Source organism: Methylotuvimicrobium buryatense 5G (assembly GCF_000341735.1).
Classification (GTDB): domain Bacteria; phylum Pseudomonadota; class Gammaproteobacteria; order Methylococcales; family Methylomonadaceae; genus Methylotuvimicrobium; species Methylotuvimicrobium buryatense.
The window spans coordinates 4,947,211-4,964,481 of sequence record NZ_KB455575.1; the positions used below are offsets into that span (position 1 = coordinate 4,947,211).

Consider the following 17,271-nt stretch of genomic DNA (forward strand, 5'->3'; position numbering starts at 1 on the left):
TGTTTCCTCAGCTTAAATTTGGAAAACAGGTCAGGTAGACTTTAGCTTTAATGGTAAATTATCATAATTTATCGCTGTTCCCCAAGCTCCCGCTCTCATCGATATGCACAAGTCCCATCATGCCCGCCGGGAAGGGGGTATTCAGTGCCAGGGATGGCACGGCCAATACCGTGCATCCCTGTAGCCAGGATTCCGGCACTCCATGCCGGAATGACGTGGTTCACATAAAGATGTGTATAACGATGGGAGCGGGAGCTTCACTGCCATTAAGTTAAGGATTTTTCCGTTCGCCCTGAGCCTGTCGAAGGGTGAATGGAAAAATCCTGGGTCGATAAGTTAAGCCGTCCATGGTTCGACAGGCTCACCACGAACGGCTTAACTTAATGGCAGTGAGCGGGAGCTTGGGAACGAGCGAAAATAGAAAATCCCCCTTTGTCAAAGGGGGAGGTCATATCTTTAGCCCTGCGCGGGCTCCGAAAATATACTACGAATTATTTCCCAGCTTTGCCCTTCAACGCATGACTCGCCAAGTTTTTACCCAAGTCCCAAATCGTGCCCGGTACTTGATGCGTAGCGGCGATGGTTTGGTCGAAGGCGTTGATGATGTGATCGCGGTCTTTTTGCGTTAAGGTTAGCGGCGGCAGCAGTTTGACGACGTTCATGCCGTGTCCGGCGACTTGCGTCAGAATCCGGTGGTCCTTGAATAGCGGTATTGTGATCATTTGACAGAACAGCCCTTTGTTGGCGGCTTCCAGCATTGCCCAGGCGGCTTTCAAAGTCAGGCTTTTCGGGGCGTGGAATTCGATCGCGATCATCGAGCCTTTGCCGCGCGCTTCTTTCAAGAATTCGTATTTTGTCGACAAGGCGTTCAGGCTGGCGATGATGTCGTTGCCGACTGTCGCGCTTTGTTCAACCAAATTTTCCGATTTGATGACTTCAAGACCGGCCAGCCCTGCGGCCATCGCCATGTTGTTTTTGGAAAAAGTCGACCCATGCACGACTGCGCGGTCCATGCGATTGAATACCGTGTCCATGATGTGCTGCGTCATCGCGACCGCGCCGACCGGGACGAAACCGCCGGATAGGGCTTTGGACATCAGGATCATATCGGGCTTGGCGCCGTAATGATCGATCGCCCAGAATTTACCGGTGCGACCGATACCGGTTTGGATTTCGTCGGCGACGAACAGCGTTCCATATTTTTTACAGAGGCGTTCGACTTCGACAAGGTAGTTGTCGTCGGGCAGGTTGACGCCCTTGCCTTGTATCGGTTCGACGATGAAGGCGGCAACGTCTTTGTTGCTTAGGGCTTGTTCGAGTGCCGCTAAGTCGTTGAACGGTATCGCAATGCATTCGGGCAGGAGCGGGCCGAAGCCTTCTCGGAAGATTTTTTCGCCGTTCAGCGAGAGCGCGCCCATGGTTAAGCCGTGATAACCGTGCTCGCAATAGACGATTTTCGAGCGTTTGGTGGTGTAGCGCGCGAATTTGATCGCGGCCTCGACCGCCTCGGTGCCCGAGTTGCAAAAAAACATTTTTTCGAGATTTTCCGGCGTCGTCGTCAAGATTTCTTTGGCCAGTAAGCCGCTCAATATTGAGACGTCGAGTTGTACCAGGTTGGGCAATTCGAGCGTCAAAGTTTCTTGTAACGCGCTGATTACGGTCGGGTGGTTGCGGCCGATCGCGAATACGCCGAAGCCGCTCAACAGGTCGAGATATTCGTTGCCTTGTTCGTCGTAGAGATATTGGCCAACCGCGCGTTTGTAATTGCGGTCGTATCCGATTGTTTTTAAAACGCGAACCATTTGATTATTCAAATGTTTTTCATGCAACTCAAATTTATCTTCACTGTGTTGCGCTAATAGCTCGGCTATGCTGAAAGACATAAAAAGACCTCTAAATTTATATTTTGTGCCGGCTAAATGCAGGCAGCACGATTAACGTGCAAATGATGGTGAAAGATATGCCGATCGCCAGTAACAAGCCCATGCTGGATGTGCCTGGATGAGGCGTGAAGGCAAGACTGGAAAAACTGCATAAGGTTGTTAAAGAACTGAATAGGACGCCTCGCGCGGTGCTGCTTTGCAGCAGATCGACGCCGTTCGACCAGTGACTGTTCAGTCGGTGCACGACATGAATGCCGCTGTCGACGCCCATGCCCATCAGTAGCGGCAGGGCGATGATGTTGGCGAAATTAAACGGATTGTTGAGCAAGACATTGGTCGCTCCGGTCAATAAGGTCGCAAGCAGTAACGATCCGATCATCAATAGCGTATCGCGGATGTTTTTCGTAATTATCAGCATGAGCACGACGATCGCCGCGAATGCGCAAGCGAAGGCTTCGACAAATGACAGGATGATCGCGTCGCCGGAGGCTTTATCAATAATCGGCAGGCCTGAGACGCTTGCATCGATGCTTTGTACGTCAGTGACGAAGGCTTCCCGGTGACTGACGATGTTCAGGTTTTGCTCCGGCGTGACCATGATTTTATAAAGGCCGGTTTTACTTTGCCAATGGTCGGTTATGTAAGGCGGCAGGTCTTCCAGGTCGTAAGCTTGGGCGGTCAAACTGATGCTCAAGCGCTGCATCGTATAAGGCAGCAGGCCCAATATGTTTTGTTCCAATTGGCTGTATTCGGCATCCGGTTCGGGTTGCCGGTCGGCAAATTCGATATAGCTGTCGATTCGTGCGAGTAAGGTTTCAAGTACCGGAATCGGGACAGCGGTCGTTGCTTCGTCAATGGCTTTTTGTAATGTAACGGCGAAACGAATCGCGGCATCGCGCTGATCGTTGGCAAGCAACGGTTTACCGAATTGTTTGAGTTGGGCGCCGAGAATCATGTCCAGCTCTTCGATTCGATAGAGTTTGTCCTCTTGATCGCCGGCGACAAAGCTTGAAAGGGTGAGTGCTTCATGAGTCGATGGCAGGGCCCGTAATGCTTCCGCGCGCCGGTCGGCTTCCTCTAGACTGTCTGCAAGACCGGTCAGCGAATAAGGCGATTCGTTGCGTGACGACAAGAGTTCCTTGAATGTCGAGGCCGATTCGCGGCTGGGGTCGCGTAAGTTGAATGTGCTGGAATCGAACTCCAATTGCGTGAGTATCGCGGCCGAGGCAATGGCAAGCAGTATGCTGGCGACTCTGATCGCTTTGGCATGACGAAACGGAAAATGGGCGATGGCCGATGATAGTTGCGAGGATCTAAACGGGGCGGTTTTGCCCAGCGGCATGACTTTTAATAATGCGGGGACGATCGATAATGAAAGCCCCAGGCCGATGAACATGCCGGCACTGGAAATAATGCCTAATTCAGATACGCCGGAGTAGTCGGTCGGAATGAATCCGAGAAAGCCGATGGCGGTGGTCAATGCGCATAAAAACAAGGAGAAACCGATGCTGTTGATGCTTTCGGTAATCGCGCCTTCATTGTTCATGCCGGCTGCACGGCATTCACGGTAGCGTAGGCACAAATGCGTGGCATAGTCGACGCCGAGTCCGATATACAACACGGCAAAGGCGACCGATATAATATTCAAGTGTCCGACCGCGAGTGTGGCGAAACCGGCGGTCAGAATCAGGCCCATGATCAGTGCGATCAATGTCGTCAAGAGTAGTTTGACTGAGCGGAAGCTCAACCATAGCGAGGCGCAAACAAGAAGTAGCGACAAGATGCCCGAAATAATCGCGCCTTCACTGACTGTTTCGAGTTCTTCGTGTTGTAGAGCGGTTTCGCCTGTAATTCTGATGCGGACTGCAGGGTTTTCCTGCATGATCGATTGACTCACGGCTCGGGCAACCGAAAGTGCAAAATCCGCGGGCATGATGTCGGTAAAAATCAGTTTAGGTTTGGCAATGACGATCGAGCGTTTAGACTCGGTGTTGAGTCGGTGGTCGGCCAGTAGGTTTTGCCAGGATAAAAAACGAGGGTTCCGATTGAGTCGACGGTCGATTGTGTCGTCAATCGCGGACAGCAGCGGGGTAAGATTCATCGGCAAGGACTTGTCTTTTTCCGCGAGCGCTTGGCGAATGATTTCGAATAAGCCTTCCAGATTGTAATGTTGCGCGAGATAGCCGATGAACGGTTGGGCATCGGTGAGTTTTTTCGACAGATCGTCTAACTCGTCAAGGCTTAGGAATAATAAGGCTTGTTGTTTAAAAAATGCATTATCGGTCGGTATTATTGCCGACTCGAAGTGTTCCTTGTCGCGGCTTAGACGCTGTGCGAGTTCGGCGGCGGCTTGGGAGATTTGTTCCGGGGTTTCTCCGTCGACCACCAACATGATCGCGGCGGCGTCTTCGGGAAAGGCGTCGTTCAGGCGAAAGCGATTGACCTGAAAGGGTAAGTCCGGCGACAACATTTGCGTCGTATCGGTATTGAATCCGAGGTTGTTGATCGTGTAATGCAGGCTAAGACCGCACAGAGTCGCGGTCAGAATTAGCAAAGTCCACGGAAAACGCACGACTTGGCGGTCCCACCATAGTAATAATCTGTGAATAAGGGTGTCGTGATGCTGAGTCATGCCGGCGGTGCGCGGATTTTTAGTTAACGATTGATGGCAGCCAAATCGATGCGGCCTGTTTCAATGTTTTTTGCGATGCATGAAAGTGCCGGCCTAATTGTATCAGGCTTGGTAATTCTAAGGGATGTTTGATTAGATGGTTAAGCAGTTTGGCGATATTGACCTCGCCGTCCTGGTCCAAGGCGTGCGCGACGGCTTTAGGTAGGCTCATGTCGGCGGGGTCTGCGATCGATCGAATTGCTAGAAAATCGATTCGGCGAGCCTTGGCGATTTTGGCGATGGCAACGCTTTCCATGTCCAGGGCCGCGGCACCGGTTTTTCGATGGATCTCTTGTTTATCCATGCTTGTGACGACAAGCGTTTTGCTGGACGCTAGGCTGATATGCGCGACAGGATTAAGCGGGTTTAATAGCGTTTGCATTTCAGCAAGCCATGGCGAGCGGATGTCGATGCTTTCCAGGTCATCGCTAATGAGTTGTTCGGGTAGGGTTAGGTTGCCTGGGCGCAAGCCAGGTGCGAGCGCGGCGGCACAACCCCAGCTTATCAGGCGTTCGGCACCTTGATCGAGCAGTTGTTCAGCGGCTTGCTTGGCATTTTTCGGGCCGGCGCCGGATTGAATGATAAGGATATTTTCGGCGATGACGTGACAGCACCCTTTCTTCGGTTTGGCCGAAGTCAGGGTGCTTAGTTCTTCCGGTAGGGCGGCAATAATCCCCGTGATCACGAGTTATTGATCGCGTTACGGTATTTAGCTAAGGCCCACAACGGGAAGAATTTATCGTAGCCGTGGTATTTCAAATAAAACACTCTTGGAAAACCGGGAGCGGTAAAGCATTTGTCGTTCCAGCTACCGTCGGTCAACTGGGTTTTCATTAGAAATTCGACGCCGGCTTTGACTTCCGGGCTATGCGCTTCGCCGGCCGCAATCAAGCCGATAATGGCCCAGGCGGTTTGAAACGCAGTGCTGAAGCGATATTTTCCGCGAAAGTTTTGTTCGTCATGATAACTGAAGTTGTCCTCGCCCCAGCCGCCATCTTCGCGTTGCACGCTTTTCAGCCATCTTGCCGCGTTGACATACATCGGGTCGGTTTTAGGAACATCGGTTTGTTCTAGGCCCAATAATACCGACCAGGTGCCGTAGATATAGTTGGTTCCCCAGCGTCCGAACCAAGAGCCGTCCGCTTCTTGTTCGCTACGAATATAGTCGATTGTGCGTTGCAGTGCCGGGCGGTATTCGTCGTGACCTTTTGCAACGCGTGCCATCAGCATCGCGCAACGCGCGCTGACGTCGACCGTGGGCGGGTCGAGTAATGCGCCGTGGTCCGCGAACGGAATTTCGTTCAAGTAATAATAAGTGTTGTCGACATCGAATGCGCCGTAGCCGCCGTTTTCCGATTGCATGCCGACGATCCAGCGTGTAGCCCGGTGTATCGATTCGTCCAACTCGGGCAGATTAGAATCGGCCATGGCGAACGCAACCAGTCCGGTGTCGTCGACATCGGGATAGTGTGGATTGGCATATTGAAACGCCCAGCCTCCGCCTTTCAATTCGGGTTTGGTTACTTGCCAGTCGCCCGGTTCGTCTATCAATTGCTTGGATTTTAGCCAATCATAGGCGCGAATCAACGCGTCGCGATTGCCGTTTTTGTCGACTTCTTGCAAAGCTAGGGCTGTTAGGCCGGTATCCCAGACGGGCGACAGGCACGGTTGGCAATAGGCGTCGTGTTCGTTGATGACCAGCAATTTGTCGATCGCTTTGCGAGCCGTAACGACCAGTTCATGATCTTTCGGCATGCCGAGCAGCAGCATCGCTTCGTAAGCATTGACCATGGCCGGGAAAATTCCGCCCAAGCCGTCTTCCCCGTTCAGGCGTTCGATAAACCAATCTTGGGCTCTGTCGAGCGCTTTTTGGTGCATGCTTTGAGGAATCAGCGGACGCGTCACGCGGCCGAGCTTGTCCAGCATCAAGAAAAACTTGTTCAGCGCGGTCCGTTCCGGAAAATAGTGTTTTTCCTTATCCGGATGAACGACGAACAGTTCTAGAATGTCGACTTTATTCGGGTTTTTCGCGGTCGCTTTTTCTGAGCACAGAACGAACAACGGCACCATGACAGTTCTAGACCAATAGGAAACCTTATCCAAATGGAACGGAAACCATTTCGGAAGCAGCATGATTTCGACTGGAATATAAGGCACTCCGCGCCAAGGCAGTTGTTCGAATATCGCTAGTGCGATGCGCGTGAAGACATTGGCTCTGGCCGCGCCGCCTTGACTCAGAATGTAATTTCTGAGTTTTTGCATGTGCGGCGCATCGATCGAATCGCCGGCCATTTTCAGTGCATAATAAACTTTGACGCTGCCGCTGATATCGCCTGGGCCGCCGGTAAATAGCGGGTAGCTGCCATCCTCGGATTGGCGCGATCTTAGGTAATTGGCAATCTTGGCTTGCAGTACTTCGTCGATTTCGCCCAAATAGTGCATCATCATGATGTATTCGGACGGAATCGTGCAATCGGCTTCCAATTCGAAAATCCAATGGCCGTCTGGTTGCTGCAGCTTTAGCAGGTAATCCTGCGCCTTGCCGATGGCTTTGCTTAAATCGTTCGGTTTGGCGACGATGGCCGTGGCGGAACTGGGCAAGTCGCGCGTGTTGATCTCTGTAGTGGCGTCGGTGAACATAATGCTTCCTTTATAGTGCTGACTTAGCTTTCAGGGATTGTGGGTGGTAAGTCCAATCGGGCGATTCGAGCCCGCGGCTGGTCAGATTAAACAATAAGGACAGCAGCAGGTTGCTGCGCCCGGTAAGACGAGTCGTTAAGATGGTTGCCTTGACACTGTTTCGAGTGATCTTGACTTGGTTGGATTGCTTGAAATCCAAGTTTTGCTTGATTTTTCGCAAGGTCAGGACCGCCATGCCAAGCGCCCATAGGCAGAAGTTTCTAATTCCGGTTTCGTGCGACGGAATCAGCTGCGTATAAGCGAGTGCGTTACTTAGGTGGCCGTGCGCGATGCTGATTAGGTGTTCAAGGCCTTTTCGGAAGTTCTCGTCGTCAGTTTCCGGCGTCAACGTGGATAAGTCGAAACCGGTCTCGTCGAAAATGTCTTGGGGCAGCCAACAAACATCTCGGCCGGCGTCGTCCCATATATCCTTGAGGATGTTGGTCATTTGCAAGCCTTGTCCGAACGATACCGAGAGTTCGAGTAGGCGCTCTCTATGAGTCGCTATTTCGGGCGAGTAATGGCAAAACAGTTTGGCGAGCATTTCGCCGACACAGCCGGCTACGTAATAGCAGTATTTATCCATGTCGGCCATGGTCGGCAGTCCGTTGCTTAGGTTTTGCGCCTGAAAGATCGGCATGCCTTGTGCCATTGTTTCGACGCAAGTCGCCAGCGCTTCAATTTGTTGCGGATCGAACGAATGCGTGATTTGAATGACGCGTGGCGTCAGGCCGATCAGCGTATGTTCGGCCGGAATGGTTTGCTCCGACAATAAGGGGGCTAGGTCGGCGGCAAAATCACTCGCGCCATGGCCGGTCTTGACAGTTTCGATGAAACGTTCGCAGAAGATTTTTTTTTGGTCGGGGCTTAGGGAAACTTCGTCTTCAACGGTGTCGACAATTCGGCACAGTAGATAGGCATTGGCTACCGGGCGATAGAGATTTTCCGGTAGCTGCGGAATAGTCAGCGCAAACGTCCTGGAGACGCCTTCAAGCAGCAGTGCTTGAAATTCATCGTCGGATAGGCCGGTTAATGACTCCGGTTTGTCCAGTGTCGGTTGTAATGCGCTCATGATTATTTTCTAAGATTTCGTCTTGATAGTTTTGGAAACAGACTTGAGTTAACGGCAATGATAGACTGTTTGTTGGTATTTTGCAAAGCAATGTTGTTTTCTAGCCAATATGAGTAAAATCCTATGCTCCAGCTCTGTTATATAGAATAAAAATCAATTATTTAAAAGTTTGTGTTGCATTTTTGCAAATAGGTCGCAATGTACCCCTGTTTAGCTCTTAATGCGATAAAATTGTGCTAAAACTGGAGTCAATACCGAAAAGATAGTATTCTACTTGCAAATCTATAAATGATTGTAATCTATAAGGACTTATATTTCAGGTGGGTTTTTTTGATTCGCCGACAGTCGTTTTCACGGAAGGATGCATGGTATTTTTGGTCTGTTGCAAGTATGCAACAGATCGTTTTTCTGTTTTATGAGGCTCGATTATGATCGGCCTTACTTGTATTCAGTCACTATGGAGGATATGCCCGTGGGTGTGCCATTACGTCAGCAGTTAGCAGTTGGTAGTTATCTTATTAAGCAAAAACTGAAAGGGGCTAAAAAATATCCTTTGGTTTTAATGCTCGAGCCCTTGTTTCGATGCAATCTGGCTTGCGCGGGATGCGGAAAGATCGACTATCCGGATGATATTTTAGATAAGCGTTTATCGGTCGAGGAATGTTTGCAAGCGGTCGACGAATGTGATGCGCCAATGGTTTCGATTCCCGGTGGCGAACCGTTAATTCATAAAGATATGCCGGCAATTGTCGAAGGCATCGTCGCAAGAAAGAAATTCGTCTATTTATGCACGAATGCACTCTTATTGAAAAAGAAGATCGATGACTATAAACCGTCGCCTTATTTGACTTTTTCCATTCATTTAGATGGTAATAAAGAAAGACACGATGCATCGGTTTGTCAAGACGGCGTGTTCGATAGAGCGGTTGAAGCGATCAAGTTAGCGCTCGATAAAGGTTTTAGGGTCACGATCAATTGCACGCTGTTTCAAGGAGAGCAAGCGAAAGAAGTGGCCGAGTTTTTGGATTATGCGATGGAATTGGGCGTCGAAGGCATTACGATAGCGCCGGGATTTAGTTACGAACGCGCGCCGCAACAAGATATCTTCATCAAAGGACGCGATGTCAAGGAATTATTCCGGGGTATTTTCAAGATCGGCAAGAATCGTAAATGGAAATTGAATCATTCGTCGCTCTATTTGGACTTTTTGGCCGGTAATCAAAGCTATAATTGTACGCCATGGGGCAATCCGACCCGCAATGTATTCGGTTGGCAAAAGCCTTGCTATTTGTTGTCCGATGAAGGTTATGCCGAAACTTTCCAGCAATTGCTCGATGAAACGCCTTGGGAAAAATACGGTACTTCGAAAAATCCGAAATGCGCGAGTTGCATGGCGCATTGCGGCTACGAGGCAACGGCCGTAGAAGATATGATGAAAAACCCGATTAAAGGTCTATTGACAGCGATCAGAGGGCCTAAAACCGAAGGCGACATGGTTCCCGAGCCGGTTCCTGTTTATGCAAATGAAAAGCCGTCTTCCGGTCTCGCGGGCATTCCTATTACCGTCGAGGCGATGGATTCCTAAAGCAGGTTCGAAGGGTGTTCATGCCGGCATTTCGCCGTTATACCCGCCGGGAAGCGGGTATTCAGTGCCAGGAATGGCAAGGCCAATAAATCGCTTTAGCCATCTGCGGGACGGGTTATTTAACCCGTCCCCAACGTTTCAATGGGCTTCGGCAGGATCAAAACGTTTCGGACGAGGTTGCAAACCTCGTCCTGCCAAGCGTACCCCGGATTACGTTGCGCTTCATCCGGGAACCTCGGAGCCACGCCATTCCCGTATTTCGTTACGCTACATACGGGCTACGTGCTGGTTATCCGCTTACCGGCTGGTATGGCGGGACTTGTGTATAACGATGAGCGCTCTGCGTGGGAATGCTTGAGTACCGCTCCAGCGTCTCGGGCTGCATTCCCACGCTGGAGCGTGGGAACGATAGCGGGATGTGTATAAATACACAAATTCCAAGAAAGCTTGAGCGCCGTAGGGTGCGCATCGTGCGCCTTTTCAAAAATATTTTGAGTTTAAAAAGCGGGTACACGGCAATTAGCTAAAAGCGGCTTTTTTCGACAGTCTAGCGAAAGGGTATGTCTTCTTTACGGCCGGCAAAGCATGCCGGAAATCAATGTTTTCGGAGTTTTTATGTATCAGAGTCTAATCAATAAAATATCGGTTCTTTTTTTGCTTCTTTTGCTGGGCTTAACCGAAGTCTATGCCGAGGATATTCTCAGTGCCCGGGAGGTCGTTGAAAATTTTCAAGACGAGTTATTAGATGTTATGAAAAACGGTAAGGAGCTAGGTTATAAAGGCCGTTTCGATAAGCTTGAAAAACCGGTAATTGAAAGCCACGATTTAAACATGATTGCCAGGGTTGTTGTCGGACGCGAATGGGAGAATATGTCGTCGGATCAACAAGATAAATTTGTCGAAGTGTTTAGTCGATTCAGTGTTGCGTCATACGCGCACAATTTCAAGGAATACTCCGGCGAATCGTTTAAATTCGAATCGGAGGAAGAGACCGGAAGAGGCGGTGTCATCGTGCATACTTATTTGGTCATACCCGATGATAAGGATGTTAAATTCGATTATATGTTGAAGAAAAAAGGCAATAGCTGGAAAATAATCAACATCATTGCCAACGGTGTCAGCGATTTGGCTTTAAGGCGTTCGGAGTACGGCAGTATCTTGAAACGGGACGGCTATGATGTACTGATCGAAAAAATCAGCGAAAAAATCGATCTTTATTCCAAACAATAGGCTTTTATGCGAATTATGAGTAGCAAGCTTAAGCGAATTGTTGTCGTTTTTCTTTGTGCTCAGGCTTATGCGTTAAGCGGTTGCACGACGACGGCGAATCAAGATTTATCGGTATCGGAAGTAGATCCTTACGAAGACATAAACCGTAAGGTGTACGCTTTTAATATGACGGTTGACGAATATGTCGCCGAACCTGTCGCCAATGCTTATAAAACGGTAGCGCCGGATGTTGTTCGGACTGGAGTCAGCAACTTTTTCGGCAATCTAAAAACCATTAATACAGTTATCAACGATGTCTTGCAGGGTAAGTTTCAGCAAAGTGCCGAGGATTCCGGGCGTTTTTTGGTGAATTCTACGGTGGGTCTGGGTGGTTTGCTCGATATCGCAACCGATATGGGATTGGAGCATCATGAAGAAGATTTTGATCAGACCTTCGCGGTGTGGGGAGTTCCTCAGGGTTCTTATTTAATGCTGCCATTTTTAGGGCCTTCGACCACCAGGGGCATTCCCGGGGCGGTATTGGATACCGCGGCGAATCCTGCGACCTATGTTGGAATGCCGGTGCAAGTATTACAAGTGTTGGAAGTTGTCAATGCTAGAGCTAATGCTGACGGTGCGTTGAAGTTCATTGATGAGGCGGCATTGGACCCTTATGTATTCACCCGAGAATCTTATCTTCAGTGGCGTAACAATCTGATAAATGACGGTAATGTAAACGCCGACGCTAATGACGATATTGACGAATTGCTGGAATTGGAAGAAGCGTTTTTTGAAGAAAATGATGCTGAAAAATTAACCGATCAAGCGCCTGATAAAAATTAGGGCTGTCATTTTCAACTATTTTTATCTTTATTAAACCTATCGTTCATGAAGGCCTAGCCATCGCCCCGGCAAATGAAAGTTCTCTGGTGGCGGAGGGTGCGGTCACTCGCCCGACAGGACGCCGTGAATACGTCCATGTAGGCTCGACGGCGGCTCCCCTGCCGCCGACGCCTGTCGATCGAGCAACCGCACCCTCTCTGGAACCGGTATTGCCAGAACAGAGTTTTGTATATCGAAAAATTAGATAAAGTGTCCAAATCTACGAACTTTCACAGTAACGTTCATGAAGGCCTGGCAATCGCTCCGGCAAATGAAAGTACGAGGGGTGGCGGGTCATAAGCGCCAGCTTAGTGTCTATTCTGGTGTATTTGTGGCGTTATATGTCATATCGGCATGGATTGCCGATATCCAGGTTACATGGATGTGAAGCTAAGCCTTGCCATCCCCTGGCCCTGGATTCCGCCAGTCCCTGGCGGAATGACGCGTTTTTCCTTAAGTTGGCGCCTATGGGGGTGGCGGGATGAGGGTACTTTTACAGTAAAAAGAGTCGTTGAGAGCCTCAAACTAACCTGTTTGCCCCGATCGTTTTGGATTGCTTTGGGCATAGTCGAAACTGAGAATCGCGTTAAAAGTGAAGCAGCGAATGAACTTCGTAAGCTTCAAGCTTTTCACGGCCTTTGAGAAAATCCAATTCAACGACAAATGCACAGGCTTCAACGGTTGCGCCCAGTTTCTCGACCAGTTCGCAACTGGCTTTAGCGGTTCCGCCCGTTGCCAGCAAGTCGTCTATCAATAAAACGCGGTCCCCGGTTTCGAACGCATCGCTATGCGCTTCCAGTGTCGCCGATCCGTATTCTAAATCATAAGAGACGCTTTGTACGTCATAGGGTAATTTGCCCGGCTTTCTAAGCGGTACAAATGGCAATCCCAGTTCCCATGCGACCAATGCTCCGAATATAAAGCCCCGTGCCTCCATACCGGCTACGGCGGTAATGTCTTTCTCCAAGAACGGATGCAGTAAATGATGGACTGCAAGTCTTACTGCAACCGGATCTTTAACCAGCGGTGTAATATCTTTGAAGATAATGCCGGGCTTCGGGAAGTCCGGGATGTCGCGAATTTTTTCTTTTAATTTGTTCATAGTTAAAATGTACGCATTGTGTGCGAGACGGAAAAGGGATTCGAAATAGTGAAAAACCAAGTAGAGCATGAGGCTTCATGAAGATTGAGTTTAATCGTTCCTACGCTCTGCGTCACTGTCGTTAAGTTAAGGGAAGCCCGTCATTCCGCCATGGACTGGCGGAATCCAGTGCCATGGATGGCAGGCTTTTGAAGCACATTCGAGCCTGAGTGCCAGCTTTACTTATTCTGTTACGGCTTAACTTAATGGTAGTGACGCGCTCTGCGTGGGAATGCATCCCGGGACGCTCCTGCGTTCCCATCGATCGATAAACCTAAAAAGAGCAGTTGGCATGTGTTGTAGACCGTTCGTGCTGAGTAAAGTCGAAGCATGAATGGTCTACAACACGTTCGCCGGCCTGGTGAAGCCTCAAACTACCGTTCACCCTTCGACAGGCTCAGGGCGAACGGTAGTTTGAGGCTCTCAACTGCTCTTTTTAGGATAAAACAAGCAGGAGCTAACGAATACACTCCCTACAGTTTCCCAATCCACCTTCAGTCGCAGTCGACGCGGAGCGTCTAAAGCGGCATTCTCACGCAGAGCGCTTATCGTTATACATAAGTCAAAAATTACCTTTTTGCAACCTTAACCAATGAGACCTCGATAGCATTTATTGTTACTTAACACTCTCGGCCTCGAGATCGCGATCAGGGGATCGCTCCCACAGAGCGTCCGCCGCTCTCTGTGGGAGCGACGCCTTCGTCGCGACTATCGAAGCCAGTAACGCTCAAACACCAATAGCCTTTCCGGACAGCGCAACCATTTAGCGCTCGGTCGCTACTTTTTGCACAATTAGGCATATTTATACTTATGTATAACGACGAGCGCAGAGCATGGGAACGATAAATCATGGTAGGGCGGGGTTTGCAGCCCCGTCCTAAACGTTTTGACCGTGACCAAAGCAAGCCGAAACAATCGGGGCGGGTTAAATAACCCGCCCCGCGTGGCTTATTCTACATGATCTTCATGGTGGCATGTGTCAAGCAAAGCCGGCTTTCGCCAATGAGATCACGCGCAAAATTGCTCGATGCTCTGCAATATGCCTTGTGTATCCAATCCGCAAAAACTCAGTAATTCCTCGCGCGTGCCTTGTTCGATAAAGGCATCGGGCAGGCCGATATTCAAGACCGGCATCACGATTCTCTGCGCCTGCAGAAATTCGTTGACCGCGCTGCCGGCGCCGCCGGCGACGACGTTTTCCTCGACCGTGACGATAATGTCGTGACTCTTGGCCAGTTCCAGAATCAATGCTTCATCGATCGGCTTGATGAAACGCATGTTGACTACGGTCGCGCCGAGTTGCTTGCCGGCCTCGACCGACGGAGCCACCAGGCTGCCGAACGCCAGAATCGCGATGCGACCGCCTTGATGGCGCAATTCGGCCTTGCCGATCGGCAGTGCGGTCATGGTGCAATCGACCGGCACGCCCGGGCCTTTGCCGCGTGGATAGCGGACCGAAGCCGGGCCTTTATGAATATAACCGGTATAGAGCATCTGCCGGCATTCGTTCTCGTCGGCCGGTGCCATGATCAGCATGTTCGGCAGGCAGCGCATGTAGGTGTAATCGAAACTGCCTGCATGGGTCGGGCCGTCCGGGCCGACTAAGCCTGCGCGGTCGAGCGCAAACAATACGTCCAGGTCCTGCAAGACCACATCGTGTATCAATTGATCGTAGCCGCGTTGTAAGAAGGTTGAATAGATCGCGACGACCGGTTTGCCGCCCTCGCAGGCCAGGCCCGCCGCTAAGGTTACGGCATGCTGCTCGGCGATGGCGACATCGAAATAGCGCTTCGGAAAGCGTTCGGAAAACGCGACCAGGCCCGAGCCTTCGCGCATCGCCGGGGTAATGCCCAATAAGCGCTCGTCCTGCTCGGCCATGTCGCAGAGCCATTCTCCGAATACCTGCGTATACGTCGGGTGCGGAGAAGGGGCCGATTTCGGCAGACAATCGCGGCTCGGGTCGAAGGCCGGCACGCCGTGATAGGCGAGCGGGTCTTTCTCGGCCGGCGCATAGCCCTTGCCTTTCTTGGTGACGATATGCAAGAAACGCGGGCCGGAAATGTGTTTCAGATTCTCCAGCGTCGACACCAGCATGTCCAGATCGTGGCCGTCGATCGGACCGATATAATTGAAACCCATTTCCTCGAACAAGGTGCCCGGCACGATCATGCCTTTCATGTGCTCCTCGGTCTTGCGCGCCAGTTCCCAGACGCTCGGCATGCTGCTGAGGACCTTCTTGCTTTCTTCGCGTACCGAAGAATAAATCTTACTCGACAGAATCTTAGTCAGATAATTATTCAACGCGCCGACATTCGGCGAAATCGACATATCGTTATCGTTCAAGATCACCAACAAATTCGCGTCGATCGCACCGGCATGATTCATCGCTTCGAAGGCCATGCCGCCGGTGATGCTGCCATCGCCGATGATCGCGACGCAATGCTTGTCCTCGCCGCGCAAACCGGATGCGATCGCCATGCCTAAGGCCGCGCTGATCGACGTGCTCGAATGGCCGACGCCGAAGGCATCGTATTCGCTCTCGGAACGGTTCGGAAACGCGCAAATGCCGTCGCGCGTGCGAATCGTCGTCATGCGCTCCTTGCGTCCGGTCAGGATCTTATGCGGATAAGCCTGATGGCCGACATCCCAAACCAATTGATCGCGCGGCGTATCGAATACGTAATGCAGTGCCACGGTCAACTCCACGGTACCGAGGCCTGCCGAAAAATGCCCGCCGGAAATACTGACCGTGTGGGTCAGAAACTCGCGAAGTTCTTTGGCAAGCGGTTTTAATCGTTCCTTCGGCAGTTTTCTTAGGTCGGAGGGGAGCTTGATACTGTCTAGTATGGGGAAGTTTCCTGTGATTTTCATGAATAAATCGATTCCTTATTGATCGGCACGGACGCGGTTACCGACTGATTATGCAGATTAATATCCTAGTGTTCAAGTCGGGAGTTAATGATCCCGCTGAATAATATAAAGCGACAAGTCGCGTAGCAAGTCGGCCTCGGACCCAAATCCGCTCAAGCTTTCGATGGCTTGCTCATGAAGTTCCTGGGCTTTTTGTTTTGCCCCGGCCAAACCGAGTAAGGCAGGGTAAGTCGGCTTGTCGTTGTCCTTGTCCTTGCCTTGGGTTTTGCCGAGTGTTGCAGTATCGCTCTCTTCGTCCAAAATATCGTCCTTGACTTGGAAGGATAGGCCGATGCATTTTGCGTAATGATCGAGGCCTTCGGCTTGTTTCGGGTCGATATCGGGCTTGGTTAATGTTGCCATGTTGACGCTGGCTCGGATTAACGCGCCGGTCTTGTGGATATGCATATTTTCAAGCTGAGGCAGCGTCAGCATTGTGCCGACCGATTCTAAATCGATGGCTTGACCGCCGACCATGCCTTGAGAGCCGCTAGCTTTGGCCAGCATCGTAATCATTTTTAGACGGCTTTCGGCATCGGCTTGGATGGTCGGGTCGTCCGCCAAGACCTTGAATGCCAGTGCTTGTAGTGCGTCGCCGGTCAGAATGGCGGTCGCTTCATCATAAGCGATATGGCAGGTCGGTTTTCCGCGTCTGAGATCGTCGTCGTCCATGGCCGGCAAATCGTCATGTATCAATGAATAAACATGAATGAATTCAACCGCACAGGCCGCTCCGTCTAAATCTTCCGGTGCAATGCCCAAGGCTTTTCCTGTACAGTAGGTTAGCATCGGACGCATGCGTTTACCGCCGTCCAACACGCAATAGCGCATCGCTTCGTGCAATTTAGCCGGTATTTGGGTTTCGCTTGGCAGTCGGGCTTCCAAGGCTCTTTCGACTCGGTTTTGACAAAAGGTCAGATAGTCTTTCAGTGCGTTACTCATCGGTGAAGGGCTCCAGAGTTTGAGTGCCGTTTTTTTCCAGTAAAATCTGAACTTTCTGTTCGGCTTCCTGCAAGGCTTTCTGGCAGGTTCGGGTTAAAGCGACGCCGCGTTCAAATGATTTTAACGAATCTTCTAAAGATAGCTCACCTTGTTCCATTTGCTCGACGAGTTGCTCAAGCTCGGCTAGGGACTCTTCGAATAAATTCGTGGTTTTTTTTCTCGGCATGTAGATAAAATAGTACGTAGAAATTGGGCGATGGAATCAAACCGGCCATTATATATGAATTTGGATAATGA

At 50.6% G+C, this 17,271-nt stretch carries 12 protein-coding genes; 3 read left to right on the forward strand and 9 right to left on the reverse strand.

Annotated features, from left to right (window positions below; all coding sequences use genetic code 11):
* Nucleotides 1-491: 491 nt before the first annotated feature.
* From METBU_RS0122385 to METBU_RS0122405, 5 genes are read right to left on the reverse strand one after another with little or no spacing between them, the layout of a single operon-like run.
* Complete coding sequence (locus METBU_RS0122385; RefSeq protein WP_017842746.1) at nt 492-1,883, reverse strand: aspartate aminotransferase family protein; 1,392 nt, start codon at nt 1,881-1,883, stop codon at nt 492-494.
* Nucleotides 1,884-1,899: 16 nt separating this feature from the next.
* Nucleotides 1,900-4,515 (reverse strand): MMPL family transporter, encoded by a 2,616-nt coding sequence (locus METBU_RS0122390; protein WP_017842747.1) that lies wholly within the window; start codon nt 4,513-4,515, stop codon nt 1,900-1,902.
* Nucleotides 4,516-4,534: 19 nt separating this feature from the next.
* The gene (locus METBU_RS0122395; protein WP_017842748.1) at nt 4,535-5,239 is read right to left on the reverse strand and encodes a phosphorylase family protein; all 705 of its coding nucleotides are present in this window, start codon (nt 5,237-5,239) and stop codon (nt 4,535-4,537) included.
* Nucleotides 5,236-7,194 (reverse strand): squalene--hopene cyclase, encoded by a 1,959-nt coding sequence (gene shc, locus METBU_RS0122400; RefSeq protein ID WP_017842749.1) that lies wholly within the window; start codon nt 7,192-7,194, stop codon nt 5,236-5,238. The genes METBU_RS0122395 and shc overlap by 4 nt, the downstream gene beginning before the upstream one ends.
* A gap of 10 nt (nt 7,195-7,204) precedes the next feature.
* On the reverse strand, nt 7,205-8,305 hold the full coding sequence (locus METBU_RS0122405) for a phytoene/squalene synthase family protein (protein ID WP_017842750.1): 1,101 nt from the start codon (nt 8,303-8,305) through the stop codon (nt 7,205-7,207).
* A gap of 472 nt (nt 8,306-8,777) precedes the next feature.
* Between METBU_RS0122405 and hpnH the strand changes: the two genes are divergently transcribed.
* From hpnH to METBU_RS25015, 3 genes are all read left to right on the forward strand, one after another.
* Nucleotides 8,778-9,890: an adenosyl-hopene transferase HpnH gene (gene hpnH, locus METBU_RS0122410; RefSeq protein WP_026130390.1), complete on the forward strand. Its 1,113-nt coding sequence runs from the start codon at nt 8,778-8,780 to the stop codon at nt 9,888-9,890.
* Between the two features lie 615 nt (nt 9,891-10,505).
* Nucleotides 10,506-11,120 (forward strand): ABC transporter substrate-binding protein, encoded by a 615-nt coding sequence (locus tag METBU_RS0122415; protein ID WP_026130391.1) that lies wholly within the window; start codon nt 10,506-10,508, stop codon nt 11,118-11,120.
* Nucleotides 11,121-11,135: 15 nt separating this feature from the next.
* Nucleotides 11,136-11,942, forward strand: coding sequence for an MlaA family lipoprotein (locus METBU_RS25015; protein ID WP_017842753.1), 807 nt, complete (start codon nt 11,136-11,138; stop codon nt 11,940-11,942).
* Between the two features lie 625 nt (nt 11,943-12,567).
* On the opposite strand, the gene METBU_RS0122425 is transcribed toward METBU_RS25015, so the two are convergent.
* The 4 genes from METBU_RS0122425 to METBU_RS0122440 form a co-directional block, all read right to left on the reverse strand.
* Nucleotides 12,568-13,083 (reverse strand): adenine phosphoribosyltransferase, encoded by a 516-nt coding sequence (locus METBU_RS0122425; RefSeq protein ID WP_026130392.1) that lies wholly within the window; start codon nt 13,081-13,083, stop codon nt 12,568-12,570.
* Between the two features lie 1,047 nt (nt 13,084-14,130).
* Nucleotides 14,131-15,993, reverse strand: coding sequence for a 1-deoxy-D-xylulose-5-phosphate synthase (gene dxs / locus METBU_RS0122430; protein ID WP_017842755.1), 1,863 nt, complete (start codon nt 15,991-15,993; stop codon nt 14,131-14,133).
* An 84-nt stretch (nt 15,994-16,077) separates the two neighbouring features.
* The gene (gene ispA, locus METBU_RS0122435) at nt 16,078-16,974 is read right to left on the reverse strand and encodes a (2E,6E)-farnesyl diphosphate synthase (protein ID WP_017842756.1); all 897 of its coding nucleotides are present in this window, start codon (nt 16,972-16,974) and stop codon (nt 16,078-16,080) included.
* Nucleotides 16,967-17,200 (reverse strand): exodeoxyribonuclease VII small subunit, encoded by a 234-nt coding sequence (locus tag METBU_RS0122440; protein WP_017842757.1) that lies wholly within the window; start codon nt 17,198-17,200, stop codon nt 16,967-16,969. Before METBU_RS0122440 ends, ispA begins: the two co-directional genes overlap by 8 nt.
* Nucleotides 17,201-17,271: the final 71 nt, after the last annotated feature.